The following is a 20,429-nucleotide window of genomic DNA, read 5'->3' as shown; positions in this document are numbered from 1 at the left end:
GCCGACGACGGCCCGCGAACCCGAGCACCTAACCCGAAACCGCCGCGTGGACGCGGCCCACACACCCCGGAGACAGAACCAGATGAAGTCGATTGCCCAGATCGTCCAGAACAACCTCAGACTCCTCGCGGCCTACCAGGACAAGGTCCAGCCGAGGTTCCTCAGCCGCTATGCGCGTGAACCGATGGACGCCGCCGTCGAAGGGCTCGGGGCCGGACGGAATTCCACGTCGCCGACGTCCTCGCGCCGCTCGCGGGAGAGCCCGGCAGGACCGATGAAATCTGGGTGTGCGGCGCGCTCCACCAAATGAAGGATGCGGGTGCCGCGCTCGGCCGGGTCGCCGGGCTGCTCGCCGACGGCGGCATCGCTTACGTGCAGACGTTCGCCGAGGATCCCGGCGTGAACGAGCGGGTCGACATGGCCGTCATGGCGAAGATGGGCCACCGGGTTTTTCGGGGCAGCGAGCTCGATGACCTCGCCGAAGCCAACGGGCTGAAGCTGGGCGGAGCCTCACGCGCCGGCATGGTGTACTTCTGCACTCTCGCGAAGAAGAGCGCGATCGGGGAGGCGGGCAAGTGAGCGCTGTGGACGGGACCGTAGGCCCGTGGTCGCTGCTCGCCCCGATCCGGACTCGGATGCGTGCGGTGGTCGCGTTATCCGTCCTGTCGTCGGTGGCTACCGTCGCTTCGCTGGTCGGCATCATCGACATCGCGATGACGTACCCGGAGGCCCCGGCGCATCGGACGTGGTTGGCCGTGGCTGTCATCGTCGTCGCCGCAACGGTGCGCATGGCCGCGGACGGCGCCGCCGGCATGCTCTCGCACCGGGCGGATAACGACCTGCAGCTCCACCTCCGGCGCCGGCTGGTCGCCCAAATCCGGAAGTTGCCGCTGGGCTGGCTAGACGCCCGGCGCTCGTCGGGAATCATCGGGTCGGTTGAGAAGGACGTCGCGGCTGTCCACCAGCTCATGGGCCACACCGTCGGTGAGACCGTGGTGGCGGTGCTGGTTCCCCTGCTTTCCCTCATCGCGCTCGTCGCGGTGGATTGGCGGATCGCGGCGGTGGCGGTCGTCCCGGTGCTGGTCACCTTCGCCCTGATGGGCGTAATGATGTCGCGTGGCGCCGGCCTTCAGCGCGACTACGAGCGAGCCTCCGAAGGAGTGACGGCCGCGGTCATCGAGTTGGTGCGCGGCATCCCGGTGATGAAGTCCTTCGGACGCGCCAACCAGGGCTCGGGCCGCTACGATGCCGCGGCGTCGTCGTTCGTCCGCGCGTGGTCCGCCTGGTCCCGGCAGTCGAACATCTATCTTGGGCTCATCGACGTGGTGACGTCTCCGATCACGGTCCTCGCAGTGGTGTGCGGCGCCGGCCTCGCTCTGCGGGACGCCGCGGGCGGCACACCGGAAGGTCTCGTCGCCGGGCTGGTTCTCGGCCTTGGACTCTCCGCGGCGATCGTGCGGGTAGCCATGAACTCCGAACCCATCATCGCGGGGATTGCCGCCCTGAAGTCCATCGCGGAGGTGCTGGGCACGCCGCCGATCGCCGAGCCCGCCGATCCGGTGCCCGTGCGCGGAGGCGCGCTCGAGGTCCGGAACCTGGTCTTCTCCTACGGCGATGGGCCGCGGGTCCTCGACGGGATGTCCGCGACGTTCGAACCGGGGACCCTCACTGCGCTGGTGGGGTCCTCCGGTTCCGGAAAGTCCACCGTCGCCCGGCTGTTGGCGCGTTTCCACGACCCCGTCGAAGGCTCGGTGCTGCTGGGCGGCGCCGATCTTCGCGACATTGCCGTGCGCGACGTGCACCGCTCGGTGTCGGTGGTGTTCCAAGATCCGCAGTTGCTCACGCTGCCGTTGCGGGAGAACATCCGGCTGGCCAGGAGAGACGCCACCGACGGCGAAATCATGGCGGCCGCGAAGCTCGCGAACCTCGATGCGGTCATCGCGGCGCTGCCGAAGCGTCTGGATTCGGTGGTCAACGTCGACGTGACCTTTTCCGGTGGTGAGGCGCAGCGCGTGGCCATCGCTAGGTCGATCGTCACGGACGCGCCGGTGCTCATCTTCGACGAGGCAACCGCTTACGCGGATCCGGCTTCCGAGGCCCTCATCCAGTCCGCAATCGAGCGTTTGGCCCGTTCGCGGACGGTGATTGTGATCGCGCACAGGTTGAGCACGATCCGCAACGCCGACCGCATCCTCGTTCTCGATGGGGGAGCGGTCGCGGAGGCGGGTACCCACGACGAGTTGCTTGCGCGCGGTGGCCGCTACCGGGATTTGTGGCGCGCGTTCGCGCTCGACGACGAACCATCCGCCCCGCGGGGCACTGAATCAGACGATGAAAAGGCAGGGAACCGATGATTCGGGACTTGTGGTCGATGACAGATCGGCGCTCGAGAATGACGCTGGCGTGGCTCATTGCGTTGGCCGCGCTTGCCGCGCTGGCCCAGGGAGCGGCGTTCGTCGCACTGCTGCCGCTGCTGTCGGCTCTGGCCGAGGGAGATGATGCGACGGCGTGGCGTTTAACCGGCGTCATCGCCGGCCTCGCGGCCGCCCATGCGGTGCTGTCCCTCGCCGCGGGGACGGTCGGCAGGGCGAATTCCGCAGCGGTGCTGTCGTCCCTGCTGCGTTCCCTGGGCGAACGGGTGCTGACGTTGCCACTCGGGTACGTCACCAAGTCCACGGCCGGCCGCTTTTCGGAGATGGCGTCGTCGGGTATCGCGTTCGCGGCGTCCGTGCCGCACGTGATCCTGCGGCCCGTCATCGCCGCGGTGGTTGCGCCGACCGTCATCGCCTTCGGAATTCTGGCGGTGGATTGGCGCGTCGGTTTGGTTCTCGTCGCGTCGGCGCCGGTGCTCTTCTTCGCCTACCGGGCCATTGGCCGGGTCGGCGGGGAGTCGGACGAAGCGCATGCTGACGCCGTCGCTGCCGTCTCCGGCAGGCTGATCGAGTTCACCCGCTGCCAGCAGGCGATTCGCGCCGCGAGCGACGGTTCGGCGGCGGACGCGATGGTGGATGAGGCAATCCGGGCCCAACACGATGCGTTCGCGAAGGCGACGTCGACGCAGGGGGCGGCCATCGGACGGTTGAGTTCGGTCGTCCATGCGGTGTTCACGGCGGCGGTGATCGTCGCCGTGGCAGTCGCCGCGACGGGCGGGATGGCGCCGGCGCATTTGGCGCCGATACTCATCGTGCTCGTCCAGTTCACCGGACCGATCACCACGGCGGGAGCGTTGTCCGGCGGTTTCGGTGCGGGCCGCAACACGTTGGCTGCGTTGCGTGACCTGCGGGCAATCCCCGCTCTTCCTGAACCTGCCGCACCGGAGCTGCCCGACGGGCATGACGTGGAGTTCCGCGGCGTGAGCTTCGGGTACGGAGATAAGAAGGTTCTCGACGACGTCAGCTTCCGTGCGCCTCAGGGAGCGCTGGTTGCCGTAGTGGGACCGTCGGGGGCGGGCAAAACGACGGTCATGCGGCTGCTGTCGCGTTTTCATGATCCGGACTCGGGGGAGATCCTCATCGGCGGGGTGCCCTTGCCTCGGATCGGCACCGACGGCGTGAACGCGCTGGTGACCCCGGTGTTCCAGGAGACGTTTCTTTTCGACGCGTCCGTGCGGGACAACGTGGTCTTCGCCGACCCCGGATTCGGTTCCAGGCCCGGTGACGGGGACCGCTTGCGCGAGGCTGCCCGGCGTTCCGGGGTGGACCGCATCGTGGAGCTGCTGCCTTCCGGGTGGGATACCCCGGTGGGGGAGGAGGGGACGCTGCTGTCGGGAGGTGAGCGGCAGCGCCTCGCCATCGCCCGGGCGCTTCTGAAGGATTCCCCGGTGGTGCTTCTCGACGAGCCGACGTCCTCGCTGGATGCGGCCACTGAGCGGGCGATCGTCGGCACGATGGAGGCGTTGCGCGGCGATCACACTGTGATCGTCGTCGCCCATCGCCTGCACACCGTCCGCGATGCCGACCTCATCGTCGTGCTTTCGGAGGACGGGACGGTCGCAGAACGGGGCACGCACGATGAATTGCTGGCGAAGGGCGGTCGCTACGCCGAGTCGTGGGCGTGCCGGACGGGGAGCTCCCCGGGCGCCTGATCCTCATCACCTGGTTGATGCCCTCACGGGCGCCCTGCCGCAGCTTCCCGAATCCCACCGCCAGGCGCTCGGTGGACAGAGCGAAACCGCCGACGAAAACGCCGAGCAGCACGAACACCGACGAGCTGTAAAGACTGAAGCTCCCGGGAACGCGAAAATAGCCCCCTTTTCTCATCCCAGTGAAAGTTGGGAGGGAAGGGGGGCTCGTTGCTGCCATTTGCCTCTATCTGCTACCGCCCGTGCACCTGGTTCTGAGCAATTTCCAGCCCGTGGCTGGCGATTAGCTCCACTGCCTCCGCCGCGGTGGGCAGGGTGAAAGCGAGTTCCTCGCGCTCCTTGGCATTGAAATTGCGCAGCACATAATCAGCTGGATCCTGGCGGCCCGGAGGACGACCAATGCCAATGCGCACGCGCATGTAGTCCTTCGTGCCCAATGACTTCGAGGTCGAACGCAGCCCATTGTGGCCATTCTCGCCACCGCCACGTTTGAGCCGGACCACGCCCGGGTCCAGATCCAGCTCATCGTGGACCACCACGACGTCGGTAGGTGCGATGTTGAAGAACTTCGCCAGCGCCGCGACCGGCCCACCCGACAGATTCATATACGTCCGGGGTTTAGCCAGAATCACCTGTCGCTCGCCACCATCGGAGGTTTTAAACCTAGTCTGCACAATCTCAGCGTTGGACTTCTTGTGCACGCTAAACGACGACGGCATCGGAAAAGTCCGGCTAGCTAGTTCATCTAGCACCAGATGTCCGACGTTATGGCGGGTGAGTTCATATTTGGGCCCAGGATTGCCGAGGCCCGCGACAAGTAGAGGCGTGGTGGAGGCGTTCATGAGTTCAATCTTGGCACACGGTAAGCAATCTTTTGGTTTTGGGGAGTGCAAAAAAGGGACGGACAAGAGCGTCCGTCCCTTTTTTGTTAGCTAAGCGTGAAAGCCTGTATTGGCTCAGTCAGCTAGAGCTATTCAGCGCTTACATTACTCAGCGGATTCCTCAGCTGGCTCATCCGGGGTCTCAGCCTCGCCCATGCCCTCGATGTCGGCATCGACGTCACCAGCCGGCTCCTCCTCCGGCTCGACGATGTTGAAGATGAGCAGGTCAGCGTCGTCGGTGAGGACCAGGCCCTCTGGCAGGGTAACGTCGCCGGCGTGAATCATGGTGCCGACCTCTGCACCCTCGACGGAGACCTCGATCTCTTCCGGAATGGCCAGAACCGGTGCGTTGACCAGAATGGTTTCGGCATCCTGCGTGAGCAGGGCGCCCGGAGCGACCTCGCCAGTCGGGGTGACCGGAACCTCAACCTCAACCTTCTCGTCACGGTGAATGGCGAGCAGGTCAGCGTGGTCGATGTCGAGAGTCAGCGGGTTCTGGTCAACAGCCTTAACCATGGACAGCTGGGACTCGCCCTCGATGTTGACGTCCAGAACAGCGTTGACACCGTGGTTACGGATGACAGCGTGGAAATCCAGAGTGTCAACGAGGATGTGCTTCGGAGCATCCAGGTCAGCGCCGTAGATGACAACCGGGATGTCGCCAGCAACGCGAGCACGGCGAGCGGCACCCTTGCCGAACTCGGTGCGGTTACGAGCATCAATCTTGATGATGTTGGGCTTTGCCATGAAAATGGACTCCTAAACGATTCGATACTGAGTCGTCGAGTCGAGCACGTGCCGCATCCATGCCACCGTGGGCGCAAAAGTTGGGCTGCGAGCGTCGCGTCGATAACGGCTACCACCTACTGTGGTCGCCCTCGCCGAGACTTACCGGAAAAATTGTAGTGGACTAACAGGTCAAACAGCAAACCCCGCCACCACCAGCAAAACTAGGTTGCTGGTCGCGGCGGGGTGCCCGTCGGCAAGCGGAAAGAGCTTATGCCTGACCCTCGAAGAGAGTGGTGACGGAACCGTTTTCGAAGATCTCGTGGATTGTCTTAGCCAGCAGCGGCGCAATTGGCAGGACGGTCAGGTTGTCCCAGCCCTCGGTGGACTGCGGCAGAGTATCGGTGGTGATGACCTCGCGGGCACCGCACTTCGACAGGCGCTCGCGAGCTGGGTCAGAGAAGACACCGTGCGTGGTAGCGATGATGACATCCTCAGCGCCAGCCTCACGCAACACCTTGACAGCGCCGGCGATGGTGCCGCCGGTGTCAATCATGTCGTCGATGAGTAGACAGGTCTTACCGGAGACCTCGCCGACCACACGGTTGGCGACAACCTGGTTCGCGACATCGACGGAACGGGTCTTGTGAATGAAAGCCAGCGGGGCATCGCCCAGGGTGTTGGCCCACTTCTCGGAAACCTTCACACGGCCGGCGTCAGGGGAGACCACGACGAGGTTGTCCAGGGAGTAGTTCTTCTTGATGTACTCCGACAGAATCGGCATGGCGTGCATGTGATCGACCGGGCCGTCGAAGAAGCCCTGAATCTGGTCGGTGTGGAGGTCCACGGAGACGATGCGGTCAGCGCCGGCGGTCTTGAGCAGGTCAGCGACCAGGCGAGCGGAAATCGGCTCACGGCCACGGTGCTTCTTGTCCTGGCGGGCGTATGGGAAGAACGGCAGGATAGCGGTGATGCGCTTGGCCGAACCGCGCTTGAGCGCGTCAATCATAATCAGCTGCTCGATGAGCCACTTATTCAGCGGTGCCGGGTGTGCCTGTAGCACGAAGGCATCGGAACCGCGGACGGATTCCTCGTAGCGCACGAAGATTTCGCCGTTGGCAAAATCACGAGCGGTCATCGGGGTCAGCTCTGTGCCGAGCTCCTTGGCAACTGCCTCGCCCAATTCCGGGTGTGCCCTTCCGGAGAAGAGCATGAGGTTCTTTTGGTTATCGATCCACTGGCCGGTCATCTGCCGTCTAGCCTTCCTGGTCTTCCTTGTTGTTGTCAGCGTTGTCAGCTACCTGCGCCGCCTGCGCTGCCTCAGCAGCAGCGGTACCTGGACGCTTCCGCTCGACCCATCCCTCGATGTTGCGCTGACGGCCACCACTGACCGCCAATGCTCCCGGAGGAACGTCGTCCTTAATAACAGTACCTGCACCTGAGTACGCACCATCACCCACGGTCACCGGAGCGATGAACATGGTGTCGGAGCCGGTGCGAACATGCGAGCCGATAACGGTGCGGTGCTTGTTGACACCGTCGTAGTTCACGAACACGCTGGAGGCACCAATGTTGGAGTGCTCGCCAATCTCCGCATCGCCGACGTAGGTCAGGTGCGGAACCTTCGAACCGTTTCCAATCTGCGCGTTCTTCGCCTCTACGAAGCCACCGAGCTTCGCGCCGTCACCGAGTTTGGTGTTCGGGCGAATGTAGGTGAACGGTCCGACCGTCGCATCCTCGCCGATCTCCGAATCGGAACCGTGCGTACGCACGACGCTGGCGCGCTTGCCGACGACCATGTTGGTCAGTGTCGTGTCCGGTCCCACGGTGGCCCCGTCGCCAATCACAGTCTTGCCGTGCAGCTGGGTGCCCGGCAGAATCGTGACATCGCGTCCGATCTCCACCTCAACATCAATCCACGTGGTGTCCGGATCGACGATAGTGGCACCCGCGCGCATAGCTTCCTCGCAGGTGCGGCGGTTGAGCTCGCGGCCAAGGGTAGCCAGCTGTACGCGGTCATTGACACCGGCGACGACGGTGGCGTCGGCGAGGCGGTGGCCGCGCACTGAGCGGTCAGCCTCACGGGCGATGCCAATGACATCGGTGAGGTAGAGCTCGCCCTGGGCATTGTTGGTGTCCAACTGTTTGAGGGCGTTTGCCAGGGTTTCGGCATCGAATGCGTAGACACCGGAGTTGACCTCGGTGATCTCACGTTCCTCGTCGGAGGCGTCCTTTTCCTCCACGATGCGCAGAACTTCGCCGTCGGCGTTACGAACGATGCGACCGTAACCATGCGGGTTTTCAGCAGTGGAGGTCAGCACGGTCACGGCAGCGCGTGGCTTGCGGTTGTGTTCTTCGAGCAGCGCCTGGAGCGCTTCGGAATCCAGCAGCGGAACATCGGAAGTGGTTACCAAGATGGTGCCATCGAAATTCTGCAGCTCAGGGTGTTCCAGTGCGCACTGAACAGCGTGGCCGGTACCGTTTTGTTCTTCCTGCGGGGCAATGACGACGTCGTTGGAGTGCTCGGCCTTCTCTGTCCAGGTGCCGATGGCGTCGATTACCTTTTCGCGCTGGTGGCCAACGACAACAGCAATCTCTTCCGGACTAATGCCCTTGGCGGCATAGAGCGCGTGCTCCAACATGGTACGACCGCCGATAGCGTGCAGCATTTTCGGCGTATCGGATTTCATTCGGGTGCCTTGACCCGCGGCGAGAATGACCACAGCGGTGGCCGAACCGTTTGACATGAAACTTGCTACTCCTCGGTCAGGGTGCATCACGGTCACGGCGGGGCGAAAAGTCACTTCTTAATTAAGGGGCCGGCCCCCCGCTTGCTCTCCCACCAGGACTCGAACCTAGAATGCCGGTACCAAAAACCGGAGTGTTGCCATTACACCATGGGAGAATGGGGCGAACGCGAAAAAATTGCATGGCTGAGTCGACTCAGCCGGCTCGCTTGCGCCTGCGATATACGATAGCAAGACTTTAGCCACTAATCTAAAAGCATGGCCTCTAATTCTCCGAGACGACGTATGACCGGTCCACAGCGCAAAGCTCAGCTGACAGAAGTCAGCCGTGGAATCTTTGCCGCCAAGGGGCTTGATGCCGCCTCAATGGAGGAGATCGCTGCCGCAGCCGGGGTGTCAAAGCCGGTTGTCTACGAACATTTTGGTACCAAAGAGCGGCTCTACCAGGCAGTCGTCGACCAGGAGATGAAGACCCTGGAGGCCACGATTAGGGAAGCGTTGTCCCTGGGGCGCTCGCGTTACCGCATCGAGCAGGCGGTGTTGGCACTGCTGACTTATGTCGAGGAAAACCCGGAGGGATTCTCCATTATTTCTCGCGACCCCGGTGTGGCGGGTGGCTATGAGACGTTGCTGAATAATGCCACTGAGTCGGTTACGCCTATCCTCGCCGAGGCTTTCAAACGCGCTGGCTTCGACCCGGCCATGTCGGTGCTCTACGGAAACTGCATGGTCGGTATGGTTTCGCAGACCGCTCGCTGGTGGATGGAGAAGCGCAGTCCGGATAAGGAGACGGTGGCGGCGCACATCGTGAACCTGTGCTGGAACGGGCTGGCCGGCATGGAGGGGGCCCCGACTCTGCATGGCTCCGCTGATGTGCCAGCGGCCGCTGAGGGCGCGAAGTTCGGAGCAGGTGCTGCAGCAGACCCGATGCAGGTGGCGGAGAACGGCTAACCAGCACGCAGGGTGAATCCGGGGTGCATGGTTATATTGGGGCTATGCCAACTTCTGCGTCTTCCTCGGCGAAAGCCACACCCAGCATTCTGCCGAACCCGCTATCGGGGCTGGAAAGCCTCGTTGTCACGGATCCTCAATTTGTCGGCGTGCTCGGGCGCATCGGCGAAGACGAGCTGGCGCTCACGGGTGCGGACGCGGTGCGTTCGCACCTTATTTACGCCATGTCCACGAAGGTGCCGGTGCTGGTCGTCACGGCTACTGGCCGTGAGGCGGAGGACCTGACTGCCGAGGTCAAGTCGATGATCGGCGACCGTGTAGCTATGTTCCCCTCGTGGGAGACGCTCCCGCATGAGAAGCTTTCGCCGGCCGTGGATACTGTGGCGCAGCGTCGGAAAGCGCTTTACGACGTTCGCCGAGGCAAAGTCGACGTTCTGATTGCGGCGGTGCGCTCGTTGGTGCAGCCGATTGTGGACGACCTCGAGGCTGAAGCCAGCGCGCCCATCCACATCCAGCTGGACCAGGACTGCGAGAACCTGGTTGAGCGGCTGGTGCATCACGGCTATTCGCATGTGGACATGGTCGGCAGGCGTGGCCAGTTTGCCGTGCGCGGCGGCATCGTCGATGTGTTCCCGGCGACCGAAGAGCTGCCGGTGCGTATCGAGCTCTGGGGCGACGAAGTCACTGACCTGCGCGCCTTTTCCGTCGCTGACCAGCGCACGATTTCTGAAGTTGAAGTCGACCAGCTGGATATCTTCCCGTGTCGCGCACTGCTTATCGACGACGACGTGAAGGCCGCCGCCGAGAAACTCGCCACCACGCGCTCTGGGCAGGTCCAAGAAATGCTCACCCGCATCGGAGATGGCCAGTGGGTCGAGGGCATGGAGTCGCTGATCCCGCTGATTAGTCAGCATCCGATGAAGATGCTCACCGAGGTCATGCCGGAGAAAACGCATGTGCTCATGTGCGGGCCGGAGCGCATTCGCTCCCGTGCGCAGGACCTCATCAGTGCAGGCGAGGAATTCATGGCCGCGGCCTGGGAAACCGCCGCGATGGGTGGCTCGGCGCCAATTGCCACCGATGGATTGGAACCCAGCGCCTACCGCAGCTTGGCCTCTATCCCGATGCCTACTTCGTGGCATATTTCCCCGCCCGGCATGTTGGAGACGGGAGTTACCGAAGATGATGTGCTGCCGCTGACCTTTGAGCCTGGGCCCGCGCCGCGGGGTGACCTGAAGGAAATCGGTCACCTGATGAAGCAGCTGCGCGATGCCACGGTCGCGGGGGAACGAGTGGCGTACGTGGCGGCGACGCCCGCGGGAGCGCGTCGGCAAGCGGAAAGGTTTAGGGAAGCCGGAATTGCGACGCGCATGGCGGCGGGCCCGGAGTATCCCGAGTCCGGAAGAATTACCGTCTACCAGGGTGTTTTGCACGGCGGCCTGGTGTTCCCGCGTATTCCCGGTGGCGCGCTGACTCTGATTACTGAGCAGGACATCACGGGTAACCGCATCGCGGAAGGTGCCCTTGGTGGTCGCCGTAAACCGGCGAAGCGCCGTGGTCGCGTGGATCCGCTGGCACTGAAGGCCGGCGACTACGTCGTACACGACACTCATGGCATCGGTCGATTTGTGAAGCTCACTGAGCGCACCATCGGCACGGGCGAGGATCAGGCTCGCCGCGAGTACGTGGTGCTCGAGTACGCACCGAGCAAGCGCGGAGGCCCCTCGGACCAGCTCTACGTGCCGATGGAGAGCCTGGATCTGCTGTCGCGCTATGTCGGCGGCGAAAAGCCCGCGCTGTCGAAGATGGGCGGCTCGGACTGGAAGTCCACCAAGCGCAAGGCCCGTGGTGCTGTCCGCGAGATTGCGGAAGAGCTGGTCAAGCTCTACGCCGAGCGTCAAGCCGCGCCGGGCCACGCGTTCGCGCCGGATACGCCGTGGCAGCAGGAGATGGAGGATAACTTCCCCTTCACCGAGACTGAGGACCAGCTGCAGGCCATCGACGAAATCAAGTCCGACATGGAAAAGCCGGTACCGATGGACCGCGTGCTCATCGGCGATGTCGGCTACGGCAAGACCGAGGTGGCACTGCGTGCTGCTTTCAAAGCGGTTCAAGATGGCCGTCAGGTAGCAGTGTTGGTGCCGACCACGCTGTTGGCACAGCAGCATTTGACTACTTTCACTCAGCGTATGGAGGGCTTCCCAGTCACCATCCGCGGGCTGTCCCGCTTCACCTCGCCGAAGGACTCCAAAGAGGTTCTCGAAGGGTTGAAGAATGGGACGGTCGATATTGTTATCGGCACGCATCGTCTCTTGCAGACCGGCGTGCAGTGGAAAGAACTCGGTCTGGTCATCGTTGACGAGGAGCAGCGTTTCGGCGTCGAGCACAAGGAGCACATCAAGGCGCTGCGTCACCACGTCGACGTGCTCACCATGTCCGCAACGCCAATTCCGCGCACGCTCGAAATGTCGATTGCCGGCATCCGCGAGATGAGCCAGATTCTCACCCCGCCGCAGGACCGCCACCCGGTGCTGACATACGTCGGCGCGCAGTCTGACAAGCAGGTCGCCGCTGCTATCAGGCGCGAGCTGCTTCGCGACGGCCAGGTGTTCTACCTGCACAATAAGGTGGAAACCATTGACAAGGTCGCCCAGAATATCCGCAATTTGGTGCCCGAGGCCCGTGTGGTGGTGGCCCACGGTCAGATGGGGGAGGAGCAGCTGGAGCGCACGGTCGATGGCTTCTGGCAGCGCGAGTACGACGTTCTGGTGTGTACCACCATCGTGGAGACCGGCCTGGATATTGCCAACGCCAATACGTTGATTGTGGAAAACGCCCACCATATGGGTCTTTCCCAGCTGCACCAGCTGCGTGGTCGCGTGGGCCGTTCCCGTGAGCGCGCCTATGCCTACTTCCTCTACCCGGAGAATCAGACGCTGACGGAGACTTCCTACGACCGTCTGTCCACGATCGCGCAGAACAATGACTTGGGTGCCGGTATGGCCGTGGCCATGAAGGACTTGGAAATGCGTGGAGCCGGAAATATCCTCGGTGCGGAGCAGTCCGGTCACATTGCCGGCGTCGGCTTCGACATGTACGTCCGACTGGTTGGCGAGGCCGTGGCTGCACTGAAGGCAGTGGCCGATGGTGAAACTCCGGATGCTTCCGATAACGAACCGAAGGAAGTTCGGATTGATTTGCCGGTGGATGCGAATATTCCGGCCGAATATGTGTCGTCGGAACGCCTACGTCTAGAGGCGTACCGCAAATTTGCTGCCGCCAGTGCGCTGGACGATATCGACGTAGTGCTCGAAGAGCTCGTCGACCGATACGGAACCCCACCCATTGAGGTGGAGAGACTAGCGGTTATTTCACGACTTCGAATTATTTGCCGGGAATTCGGCGTGCATGAAGTTCAAGCCATGGGGGCGCACATTAGAATAACCCCTATGGAGCTTGCTGACTCCAAGCAGGTGCGTCTCAAGCGCCTGTATCCACAGGCGACCTATCGTGCGGCAACGCGCACGGTTTCCGTCGGAATGCCGAAGGAAGGGCGAGGGTTGCGGGCAAAACCTGTCCGCGATATTGCATTGGTGCAGTGGGTAGCAGACTTCTTGACATCGATGGCGGGAATTCCACGTATGGATATCTCGCACATGGGAAAGGACTAGAAACCGTATGACTATCATCAAGCTCGATAGCCGCTTTCCAACTGCAATTCCGCTGGAAGCCGCTAGCCTGCTGACCGGTGAAGTCAGCTACACCGAAGAAGTCCCGATCCGTGTGCGCTGGGCAATCGCCGACGCCGGTGGGCACTCGGTGTCCCAGGCGGAGATTCTGGTCACCACCGATATGGAAAATGACGAGGTACTCGATCGCCTCGATGCGGGCGAGAAAGTCTACTCGGTCGAGCTGGATGATGCGCCGGACCCAGCAGCTCCAGCGGACCCGGCCCCTCCGGTTGCAGCGGCTCCAGTGCAGGAGTCGGCGCCGGAACAAGAACCGGAACCAGTGGCAGAACCGCTGACTCCGCAGGAACAGCTTGCCGCAGCTCGTCTGCCCCACGTCGTCGAGGCGGTGGACATCATGGCGGCCGCACGGCGCACGGGGCAGTGGGAAGCTCGCCAGACGCACAAGAGCCTGCTGCCGTATCTCATTGAAGAGACCTACGAGTTTGTCGATGCAGTCAACGAAGGCGGTGACATTCGTAGCGAGCTGTCAGATCTGCTGCTGCAAGTCCTCTTCCACGCTGAAATCGCTGAGGACTTCGACTTCGACGACGTGGCGACCGACTTTATTTTGAAGATGCGAGCTCGTCAGCCGTACCTCTTCGACGGCACTGTGGCCGAGGGAGAAATGGTCTCGGAGGAAGAGCAGGAGCGACTGTGGACTTACGGCCGCGGACGTCCGCGCTCGAACCCGGCTACGCAGTTGCCAGCTCTGACTTTGGCTGAGGAAGCCATCCGCCGCGCACGTGCGCTGGGACTGTCCGATGCCGACATTCCAGTGGAGATTCTGGTCCCGACCCCGGGACTGGAGACTGAGTCCGGTGCTGAAGAGCGGACCCGACAGGCTTCACGCGCATTCCTGGCTGAGCTGGCCCAGATGGAGAATCAGCAGGCCGGTAGTGCTGAGCAGTGGGCAGCGGGCAGCGAAGATAACGAAGGGGCTGAGGACCTCGGCCCGTCGGAAAGCGACAGCTAGTTTCCAACAAAAGTGATTTCTGTCCTCGGGTTTGAGTGATTTTTACGGTTCACCCCGTAGAGTAATTCCCCATGCCTTCTAATTCTCCCTTTGATGAATACGCGCACCCCGCACCCCGCGGGGCGAAGTCGCGTGGCCGCAGTAGGGGGAAAAAGAAGTCCTCGCGAGGCTGTGGCTGCCTCGGTCTAACCTCCCTGGCGGTGCTGATTATCATTGGCACGGTTGGGGCGTTGGCGATGTTCACTGGACCCGTTATCCCGTCGTTGACCAAGAAGCCGATTCCGGACAATGTGCCGCCTGCCGCGGCTGAGCCACCGCCGATGATTGATGTCAACGCGCCCGGGCGCACCTCTGAACAGCTCCGACAGTGGGCGCAGCAGATTTCCCCGAAGACGGGGATTTCTGAGGACGCCCTCCGCGCCTACGGCAACGCATATGTGATTGCGGCCGAACAGTTCCCGAACTGCCACCTGGAGTGGAACACGCTTGCAGGACTGGGCAAGGTGGAGACTAATCATGGCACGTACTCGGGCAATTGGCTCAAGCCGGCGCATATCGGTGCCGATGGGGTAGTGCGTCCGACGATTATCGGCCCGCCGCTGGACGGCACGAATGGCTTCGCCGAGGTTCTCGATACTGACAATGGCGAACTCGACGGTGACACAGAGTATGACCGCGCTGTGGGGCCGATGCAGTTTATTCCCGAGACATGGCATCGCTTTGCGATGGATGCTTCGGGTGATGGTGTCGCCGACCCCAACAACATCGACGACGCGACTGCGACAACCGCACGGATGCTCTGCAGTGGGGAACGCGACCTCGCCACCCCGGAAGGGTGGGCATCTGCAATTCGCTCATATAACCAATCTGAGCAGTATCTTCGCGATGTCCGGGACGCTGCGGCGAACTATGCGCTGAATCAGCCCGCATAGGGTGAAAAGGATTTAAGGCGAAGGTTGGCAAACCGTGCCACAATTGGAGTCATGTGCCGGAACGGTTCCGGCGGAAAGGTGACCTATGGCTGCAATCATCGAGTTGAACGCACGCGAAATTCTGGACTCCCGTGGTAACCCGACCGTTGAGGTTGAGGTGCTGTTGGAAGACGGCGCTGTGGGCCGCGCTGCGGTTCCGTCCGGTGCCTCTACCGGTGTACACGAGGCTCACGAGCTCCGCGATGGTGAGGATCGTTACCTGGGCAAGGGTGTCCAGAAGGCTGTCCGCGCGGTGCTCGAGGAGATTGAGGACGCAATTATCGGCCTCGAAGCTGAGGATCAGCGTCTCGTTGACAAGACCATGATTGAGCTGGACGGCACTGAAAACAAGTCCCGTCTGGGTGCCAACGCCATTCTCGGTGTGTCCATGGCCGTTGCCAAGGCCGCTGCTGAGTCCGCTGGCCTCGACCTGTTCCGCTACGTCGGCGGCCCGAACGGCCACATTCTTCCGGTTCCGATGATGAACATTCTCAACGGTGGCGAGCACGCTGACTCCGGTGTTGATGTCCAGGAGTTCATGATTGCTCCGATTGGTGCTCCGACCTTCAAGGAAGCACTGCGCGTCGGCGCTGAGGTCTACCACGCGCTGAAGAAGGTCATTAAGGACAAGGGACTGTCCACTGGTCTCGGCGACGAGGGTGGCTTCGCTCCGTCGGTCGAATCCACCAAGGCTGCACTGGACCTGATTGTTGAAGCAATTGAGGCCGCTGGCTACAAGCTGGGCGACGACGTCGCTCTGGCTCTGGACGTCGCTTCTTCCGAGTTCTACAAGGACGGAAAGTACCACTTCGAAGGTGGCGAGCGCACCTCTGAGGAGATGGCAGCTGTCTACGCCGACCTCGTTGAGAACTACGCCATCGTCTCCATCGAGGATCCGCTGCAGGAGGACGACTGGGAGGGCTACACCAAGCTGACCGCTCAGCTGGGTGACAAGGTCCAGATTGTCGGCGATGACTTCTTCGTTACCAACCCGAAGCGTCTGGCTGAGGGCATTGAGAAGAAGGCCGCTAACGCTCTGCTGGTCAAGGTCAACCAGATCGGTTCCCTGTCTGAGACCTTCGAGGCCGTCGCAATGGCCCACAACGCCGGTTACAAGACCATGATGTCGCACCGCTCCGGTGAGACTGAGGACACCACCATCGCTGACCTGGCCGTCGGTCTCAACTGTGGCCAGATCAAGACCGGTGCTCCGGCTCGCTCCGAGCGCGTTGCTAAGTACAACCAGCTGCTACGCATCGAAGAGTACCTCGGCGATGCCGCAGTCTACGCTGGCCGCAGCGCTTTCCCGCGTTTCAAGTAAAGAGCTGAGGCGCTGCGAAAGCTGCGTCTAGCACTGCCCGCCCGCACCACACACGTGGTTGTGGGCGGGTTTTTGTTATTTCATCGGCTGGCGGTCGGGTAGAGTGTGGGGCATGAGTGCATCGGACCGATTTCGTCGCGGAACACAGTCGCGCCCTGCAGGGGCGGGGCAGCGTTCGGCAGCGGCAATCGCATCGGGAATGCGCTCGCTGAGCACGGCACAGAAGATCGGTATTGGTCTGCTGGTGCTTTTCTTAGTTTCTGTTCTCGCAATCCCGCTGCGGACTTTTGCACAACAGCAGGCGGATGTAGCCGCAACGCAGGACAATATTGCGCGCATGGAACAGCGAATTGAGCAGCTAGAGGATGAAAAGGAGCTTTACTCCAACCCTGCCTATATCAGGGAGCAGGCACGCCTGCGCCTGGGGCTGGTAGAGCCGGGGGAGACCCCATTCCGTATCCTCGATCCGGCAGTGGGCGAACAGCCTGTGACGCAGCCCGAGGAAATTCCGCAGCACCAGGCCAAGAAGTGGTACGAGACTCTGTGGGATTCCATTTCCATCCCGCCCGAACCTGAAGAGACTCGCCCTAATCCGGGGCGCGATCAGGCAACGAAGCCCGAGAGCTTGCCGACGGTACCGGAGTCCTAAATCTCCGTAGGGCTCTCGGTGAGGTTGCATGCGTGGCGGAGTGTGCCGTCGTAAAGCGAAACAACGCGCTTGTAAGGCGACTGTGAGATTATGTGTCAGTAAAACGGAAGCAAAAGGAGTGTGACCGATGTCTGTGGATACCGCAGATTTGGAAGTGATAGCGGAGCAGCTCGGACGTGAACCACGGGGTGTAGTGGACATCTCTTACCGCAGCCCCGACGGCACTCCTGGTGTGGTCAAGACGAAGCCTCGTTTGGACGATGGCACTCCGTTTCCCACGCTCTTTTACCTGACTGATTCGCGACTCACCGCGGAGGCCTCCCGGTTGGAGACGACCGGCGTGATGAAGGAAATGACCGCGCGTCTGGAAAGTGACGAAGAGCTTGCCGCTGATTACCAGCGTGCACACGAGGCGTTTCTGGCGGAGCGCAATGAGATGGAAGACCTGGGCACGGACTTCTCCGGTGGCGGCATGCCGACGCGCGTGAAGTGCCTACACGTTCTTATTGCCTACGCGCTGGCCAAGGGGCCGGATCACTTCCGACTGGGTACTGAGTCGGTGGCGCTGGCGGCGGAGAACGAGAAGCTGCGCGGCACTGCGATTCCCGCGGACTGGCCCACGATTGCCGAGCTCGGTATTGCGTATCCGGGGGTGGAGGGATAAATGACGACCCTCGCTGCCGTCGACTGCGGCACTAACTCGCTTCGCCTGCTTATCAGCCGGGTCGAGGTCGTCGATGGAGTTCTCGAAATCACAGAACTGCACCGACTGATGGAAATCGTCCGCCTTGGCCAGGGCGTGGATGCCACTGGCATGCTGGCCCCGGAGGCACTGGAGCGCGTGCGGGAGGCTCTGACGAAGTATGCAGAGCTTATGCAAGTCGAAAAAGTGCAAGCAGTCCGAATGGTGGCGACATCGGCGACGCGCGACGCAAGCAACCGCGACGATTTCTTCGCCATGACCCGCGAGATTCTCGCTCCGTGGGGTGCAGAGGCCGAGGTTATTTCCGGCGACGAGGAAGCCGCGCTGTCCTTCCGCGGGGCAGTCGATGACTTGGAACCCGAGCTGGGTCCGTATTGCGTCATCGACGTCGGCGGCGGCTCCACCGAGGTTATTGTCGGTGACCACGATGGTACGGTAGCCGGCTCTGATTCCGTGGCTATGGGCAGTGTGCGCTTGACCGAACGGTTCCTGCAGGCCTCGCCGCCGACGGCGGAGCAGGTCCAGGAGGCGCGTTCGTATGTTGCGGAACTGGCCGACGAGATTATTGCGAAGGTGCCTGTCGACAAGGCTCGCACCATCGTCGGCTGCGCCGGGACCTTCACCACCCTGTCGGCGCTGGCACAGGGCCTAGAAACCTACGACCCGGAGGCAATCCACCTGTCGCAGCTGCGCTTTGCGGCGTTGCGTGCGTTGACAGCATCCGTCGTCGAGACCGATGCGGAATCCCTTGCTGCGAATCCGGTCATGCACCCGAAACGCGCGGATGTCTTCGCCGGTGGTTCCATCATTGTTGACGGTCTGATGGACATGTTTGAGGCACTGCCACTTTCCGAGGCAGCCAAGGAAGAGCAGCGCTTTTTCTACATCAGCGAGAAGGATATCCTCGACGGAATTGTGGCGAGTTTGGTAGACACCCATATCGCCCATTAATCTTTCTTAGGGGCCCCTATAGCCCAATTGGCAGAGGCAGAGGACTTAAAATCCTTTCAGTGTGGGTTCGAGTCCCACTGGGGGCACCAAAAAGCCAGGTAGAAGCGTTTTTCTGCCTGGCCTTTTGCTATTTGTGTGCGCTCCACACGTATTACGGCAGGACGTTGAACTTCTTGCCGAGAACAAGTGCCGTGTTGAACACCTTCGAGTACAGCTCACGCGGCATCTGTGGCATCGACACCGGGGAAAGACGCTGCACGGTCACCGTCTGCGCATCGGTGTACTTCAGCAAGCCGCCCGCTGCTTGACGACGGCCCACACCCGAATCCTTGAAACCACCCATCGGGGCATCGACAGACGCGAAGGCCGCAGCAAAACCATCGTTGACATTGACGGTGCCGGCCTCAAGCTGTGGAGCCAGCTCCTTTGCACGACGCGGGGAGGTCCACAGCGAAGCGTTGAGGCCATAACGGGAATCGTTGGACTTGGCGATAGCCTCATGGACATCCGAGACACGCTGGAGGACTACCACCGGGCCGAATACCTCTTCGGTCAGCAGCGCGACGCCCTCCGGGACGTCGGTAAGCACGGTCGGCTCGTAGAACAGCGGTCCTAGATCCGGGCGAGGACGACCACCGGCCAGCACGGTGGCGCCGGCCTCGATGGCCTCGTCGACCATGGACTTGACGATGTCGAACTGCCCCTGCGACTGCAGGCAGCCCATCTCGGTTTCCCACTCGTAGCCAGCGCCGATGGACATTGCCTTCACGCGGTCGGTGAATGCCGGGACGAATTCGTCCCAGACGGAGTCCACGACATAGATTCGCTCAATGGACACGCACAGGTGACCGGAGTTGGTGAAGCAGCCGATGCGCGCGCCCTCGACCGCGCGGTTGATATTGGCATCCTCAGCGACAATCAGCGGATTCTTGCCGCCGAGCTCCGCGGAGAAACTAATCAGGCGCTCGCCGCACTGCTGTGCCAGTGAGCGGCCGGTCTCGGAGGAGCCGGTGAACATCAGGAAGTCGCACTGGCCGACAATGCCCTGGCCGACAACACGACCTGGGCCTGGAATGACCTGGAAGAGATCCTCCGGAAGACCAGCGCGGTAGAGCAAATCGACAGCGAAGAGAGCGGTAAACGGAGTGGTGCTGTCCGGCTTGAGCACGATGGCGTTACCAGCCATCAGTGCAGCCAGCGCGTCGGAAACCGCGAGAGTCAGTGGGTAATTCCACGGAGCAATAACACCGACGACGCCCTTTGGGTGGTGGTAGACGGTGGTCTTGGAAAGTACTGGGACAGCACCGTGTGCTCGCTTCGGCTCAAGCAGTTTCGGGCCCTGATTGCCGTAGTAGCGGGCGGTGATAGCGGTGTGTACGAGCTCCTCGTGGGCACTGGCGCGGTTCTTGCCGGTCTCGGCCTGCAGCAGGTCCAGCACCTGGTCGCAGTGGGTAAACAGCAGGTCGTGGAAGTGGTGCAGCACTTCGCCGCGCTTTTCCGGTGCCATGCGGGCCCACTTCTTCTGCGCCGCACGGGCACGCTTGAAGGCCTCGTCGACATCGGCCTGGGTACCGACAGGAATCTGCGCCAGCTCCTGGCCGGTAAATGGCGCCGAGATAGTGGCGGTCTTCGACTTATCAGCTACCGTGACGCGCTGAAGAAGGCGGGCAACGAGCTCGTCGTTAAGCGGATTGCGGATGGTAGTTCGGTTTGTCGTGGCAGTAGATGCTGTCATGGCACAGAT

General features: G+C 62.1%; 16 protein-coding genes and 2 tRNA genes. 12 read left to right on the top strand and 6 right to left on the bottom strand.

Features of this window, described 5'->3' with window-relative positions; all coding sequences use genetic code 11:
* The first annotated feature begins 306 nt into the window (after positions 1–306).
* From HMPREF2847_RS11730 to HMPREF2847_RS04550, 3 genes are read left to right on the top strand one after another with little or no spacing between them, the layout of a single operon-like run.
* The gene (locus tag HMPREF2847_RS11730; RefSeq protein ID WP_246821936.1) at positions 307–579 is read left to right on the top strand and encodes a class I SAM-dependent methyltransferase; all 273 of its coding nucleotides are present in this window, start codon (positions 307–309) and stop codon (positions 577–579) included.
* Positions 576–2,354: an ABC transporter ATP-binding protein gene (locus HMPREF2847_RS04555; RefSeq protein WP_070851663.1), complete on the top strand. Its 1,779-nt coding sequence runs from the start codon at positions 576–578 to the stop codon at positions 2,352–2,354. Before HMPREF2847_RS11730 ends, HMPREF2847_RS04555 begins: the two co-directional genes overlap by 4 nt.
* Entirely contained in the window at positions 2,351–4,084 is a 1,734-nt protein-coding gene (locus HMPREF2847_RS04550; protein ID WP_070851662.1) for an ABC transporter ATP-binding protein, read from the top strand. Before HMPREF2847_RS04555 ends, HMPREF2847_RS04550 begins: the two co-directional genes overlap by 4 nt.
* Positions 4,085–4,314: 230 nt before the next feature.
* Here the strand turns inward: HMPREF2847_RS04550 and pth are convergent, their stop codons facing one another.
* The 5 genes from pth to HMPREF2847_RS04525 form a co-directional block, all read right to left on the bottom strand.
* Complete coding sequence (pth, locus tag HMPREF2847_RS04545) at positions 4,315–4,923, bottom strand: aminoacyl-tRNA hydrolase (protein ID WP_070851661.1); 609 nt, start codon at positions 4,921–4,923, stop codon at positions 4,315–4,317.
* Positions 4,924–5,067: 144 nt separating this feature from the next.
* A complete protein-coding gene (locus HMPREF2847_RS04540) occupies positions 5,068–5,709 on the bottom strand; it encodes a 50S ribosomal protein L25/general stress protein Ctc (RefSeq protein WP_048733947.1) in 642 nt (213 codons plus the stop codon).
* A 250-nt stretch (positions 5,710–5,959) separates the two neighbouring features.
* Positions 5,960–6,937: a ribose-phosphate diphosphokinase gene (locus HMPREF2847_RS04535; protein ID WP_016423206.1), complete on the bottom strand. Its 978-nt coding sequence runs from the start codon at positions 6,935–6,937 to the stop codon at positions 5,960–5,962.
* Between the two features lie 7 nt (positions 6,938–6,944).
* A complete protein-coding gene (gene glmU, locus HMPREF2847_RS04530) occupies positions 6,945–8,435 on the bottom strand; it encodes a bifunctional UDP-N-acetylglucosamine diphosphorylase/glucosamine-1-phosphate N-acetyltransferase GlmU (RefSeq protein WP_070851660.1) in 1,491 nt (496 codons plus the stop codon).
* Between the two features lie 87 nt (positions 8,436–8,522).
* Positions 8,523–8,593, bottom strand: a tRNA-Gln gene (locus HMPREF2847_RS04525).
* Positions 8,594–8,693: 100 nt separating this feature from the next.
* On the opposite strand from HMPREF2847_RS04525, the gene HMPREF2847_RS04520 reads away from it, so the two are divergent.
* The 9 genes from HMPREF2847_RS04520 to HMPREF2847_RS04480 all read left to right on the top strand — a co-directional run bounded on the left by HMPREF2847_RS04520 (position 8,694) and on the right by HMPREF2847_RS04480 (position 18,774).
* A complete protein-coding gene (locus HMPREF2847_RS04520) occupies positions 8,694–9,386 on the top strand; it encodes a TetR/AcrR family transcriptional regulator (RefSeq protein WP_141750501.1) in 693 nt (230 codons plus the stop codon).
* Positions 9,387–9,430: 44 nt separating this feature from the next.
* Complete coding sequence (gene mfd / locus HMPREF2847_RS04515; RefSeq protein WP_070851659.1) at positions 9,431–13,057, top strand: transcription-repair coupling factor; 3,627 nt, start codon at positions 9,431–9,433, stop codon at positions 13,055–13,057.
* Positions 13,058–13,064: 7 nt separating this feature from the next.
* On the top strand, positions 13,065–14,090 hold the full coding sequence (locus HMPREF2847_RS04510; RefSeq protein WP_070851658.1) for a MazG nucleotide pyrophosphohydrolase domain-containing protein: 1,026 nt from the start codon (positions 13,065–13,067) through the stop codon (positions 14,088–14,090).
* Positions 14,091–14,161: 71 nt separating this feature from the next.
* Positions 14,162–15,022 carry a lytic transglycosylase domain-containing protein gene (locus HMPREF2847_RS04505; protein WP_038626204.1) on the top strand — a complete coding sequence of 287 codons (861 nt, stop codon included), beginning with the start codon at positions 14,162–14,164 and terminating at the stop codon, positions 15,020–15,022.
* Positions 15,023–15,107: 85 nt separating this feature from the next.
* Complete coding sequence (gene eno / locus HMPREF2847_RS04500) at positions 15,108–16,382, top strand: phosphopyruvate hydratase (protein ID WP_070851657.1); 1,275 nt, start codon at positions 15,108–15,110, stop codon at positions 16,380–16,382.
* 112 nt (positions 16,383–16,494) lie between these two features.
* On the top strand, positions 16,495–17,031 hold the full coding sequence (locus HMPREF2847_RS04495) for an FtsB family cell division protein (protein ID WP_070851656.1): 537 nt from the start codon (positions 16,495–16,497) through the stop codon (positions 17,029–17,031).
* A 127-nt stretch (positions 17,032–17,158) separates the two neighbouring features.
* Positions 17,159–17,695 (top strand): DUF501 domain-containing protein, encoded by a 537-nt coding sequence (locus HMPREF2847_RS04490; RefSeq protein ID WP_070851655.1) that lies wholly within the window; start codon positions 17,159–17,161, stop codon positions 17,693–17,695.
* Positions 17,696–18,685, top strand: a complete 990-nt coding sequence (locus HMPREF2847_RS04485; RefSeq protein WP_070851654.1) for a Ppx/GppA phosphatase family protein — start codon at positions 17,696–17,698, stop codon at positions 18,683–18,685.
* A 12-nt stretch (positions 18,686–18,697) separates the two neighbouring features.
* Positions 18,698–18,774 (top strand) — tRNA-Leu (locus HMPREF2847_RS04480).
* 62 nt (positions 18,775–18,836) lie between these two features.
* Here the strand turns inward: HMPREF2847_RS04480 and HMPREF2847_RS04475 are convergent.
* Positions 18,837–20,420 carry a succinic semialdehyde dehydrogenase gene (locus HMPREF2847_RS04475; RefSeq protein ID WP_038626196.1) on the bottom strand — a complete coding sequence of 528 codons (1,584 nt, stop codon included), beginning with the start codon at positions 20,418–20,420 and terminating at the stop codon, positions 18,837–18,839.
* Positions 20,421–20,429 lie beyond the last annotated feature (9 nt).

This window comes from Corynebacterium sp. HMSC074C03, assembly GCF_001838285.1.
In the GTDB taxonomy this organism is placed as follows: domain Bacteria; phylum Actinomycetota; class Actinomycetes; order Mycobacteriales; family Mycobacteriaceae; genus Corynebacterium; species Corynebacterium amycolatum.
The sequence above is the reverse complement of the archived record's forward strand: the minus strand, read 5'-3'. Positions and strand labels throughout refer to the sequence as shown.

Excerpts from the sequence above, each read along its gene's own strand:
- HMPREF2847_RS04475 (WP_038626196.1), bottom strand. The coding sequence starts at position 20,420 with ATGACAGCATCTACTGCCACGACAAACCGAACTACCATCCGCAATCCG.
- HMPREF2847_RS04535 (WP_016423206.1), bottom strand. The coding sequence starts at position 6,937 with ATGACCGGCCAGTGGATCGATAACCAAAAGAACCTCATGCTCTTCTCC.
- HMPREF2847_RS04510 (WP_070851658.1), top strand. The coding sequence starts at position 13,065 with ATGACTATCATCAAGCTCGATAGCCGCTTTCCAACTGCAATTCCGCTG.
- HMPREF2847_RS04490 (WP_070851655.1), top strand. The coding sequence starts at position 17,159 with ATGTCTGTGGATACCGCAGATTTGGAAGTGATAGCGGAGCAGCTCGGA.
- eno (WP_070851657.1), top strand. The coding sequence starts at position 15,108 with ATGGCTGCAATCATCGAGTTGAACGCACGCGAAATTCTGGACTCCCGT.
- HMPREF2847_RS04485 (WP_070851654.1), top strand. The coding sequence starts at position 17,696 with ATGACGACCCTCGCTGCCGTCGACTGCGGCACTAACTCGCTTCGCCTG.
- glmU (WP_070851660.1), bottom strand. The coding sequence starts at position 8,435 with ATGTCAAACGGTTCGGCCACCGCTGTGGTCATTCTCGCCGCGGGTCAA.
- HMPREF2847_RS04495 (WP_070851656.1), top strand. The coding sequence starts at position 16,495 with ATGAGTGCATCGGACCGATTTCGTCGCGGAACACAGTCGCGCCCTGCA.
- HMPREF2847_RS04540 (WP_048733947.1), bottom strand. The coding sequence starts at position 5,709 with ATGGCAAAGCCCAACATCATCAAGATTGATGCTCGTAACCGCACCGAG.
- pth (WP_070851661.1), bottom strand. The coding sequence starts at position 4,923 with ATGAACGCCTCCACCACGCCTCTACTTGTCGCGGGCCTCGGCAATCCT.
- HMPREF2847_RS04505 (WP_038626204.1), top strand. The coding sequence starts at position 14,162 with ATGCCTTCTAATTCTCCCTTTGATGAATACGCGCACCCCGCACCCCGC.
- HMPREF2847_RS11730 (WP_246821936.1), top strand. The coding sequence starts at position 307 with ATGAAGGATGCGGGTGCCGCGCTCGGCCGGGTCGCCGGGCTGCTCGCC.
- HMPREF2847_RS04550 (WP_070851662.1), top strand. The coding sequence starts at position 2,351 with ATGATTCGGGACTTGTGGTCGATGACAGATCGGCGCTCGAGAATGACG.
- HMPREF2847_RS04520 (WP_141750501.1), top strand. The coding sequence starts at position 8,694 with ATGGCCTCTAATTCTCCGAGACGACGTATGACCGGTCCACAGCGCAAA.
- mfd (WP_070851659.1), top strand. The coding sequence starts at position 9,431 with ATGCCAACTTCTGCGTCTTCCTCGGCGAAAGCCACACCCAGCATTCTG.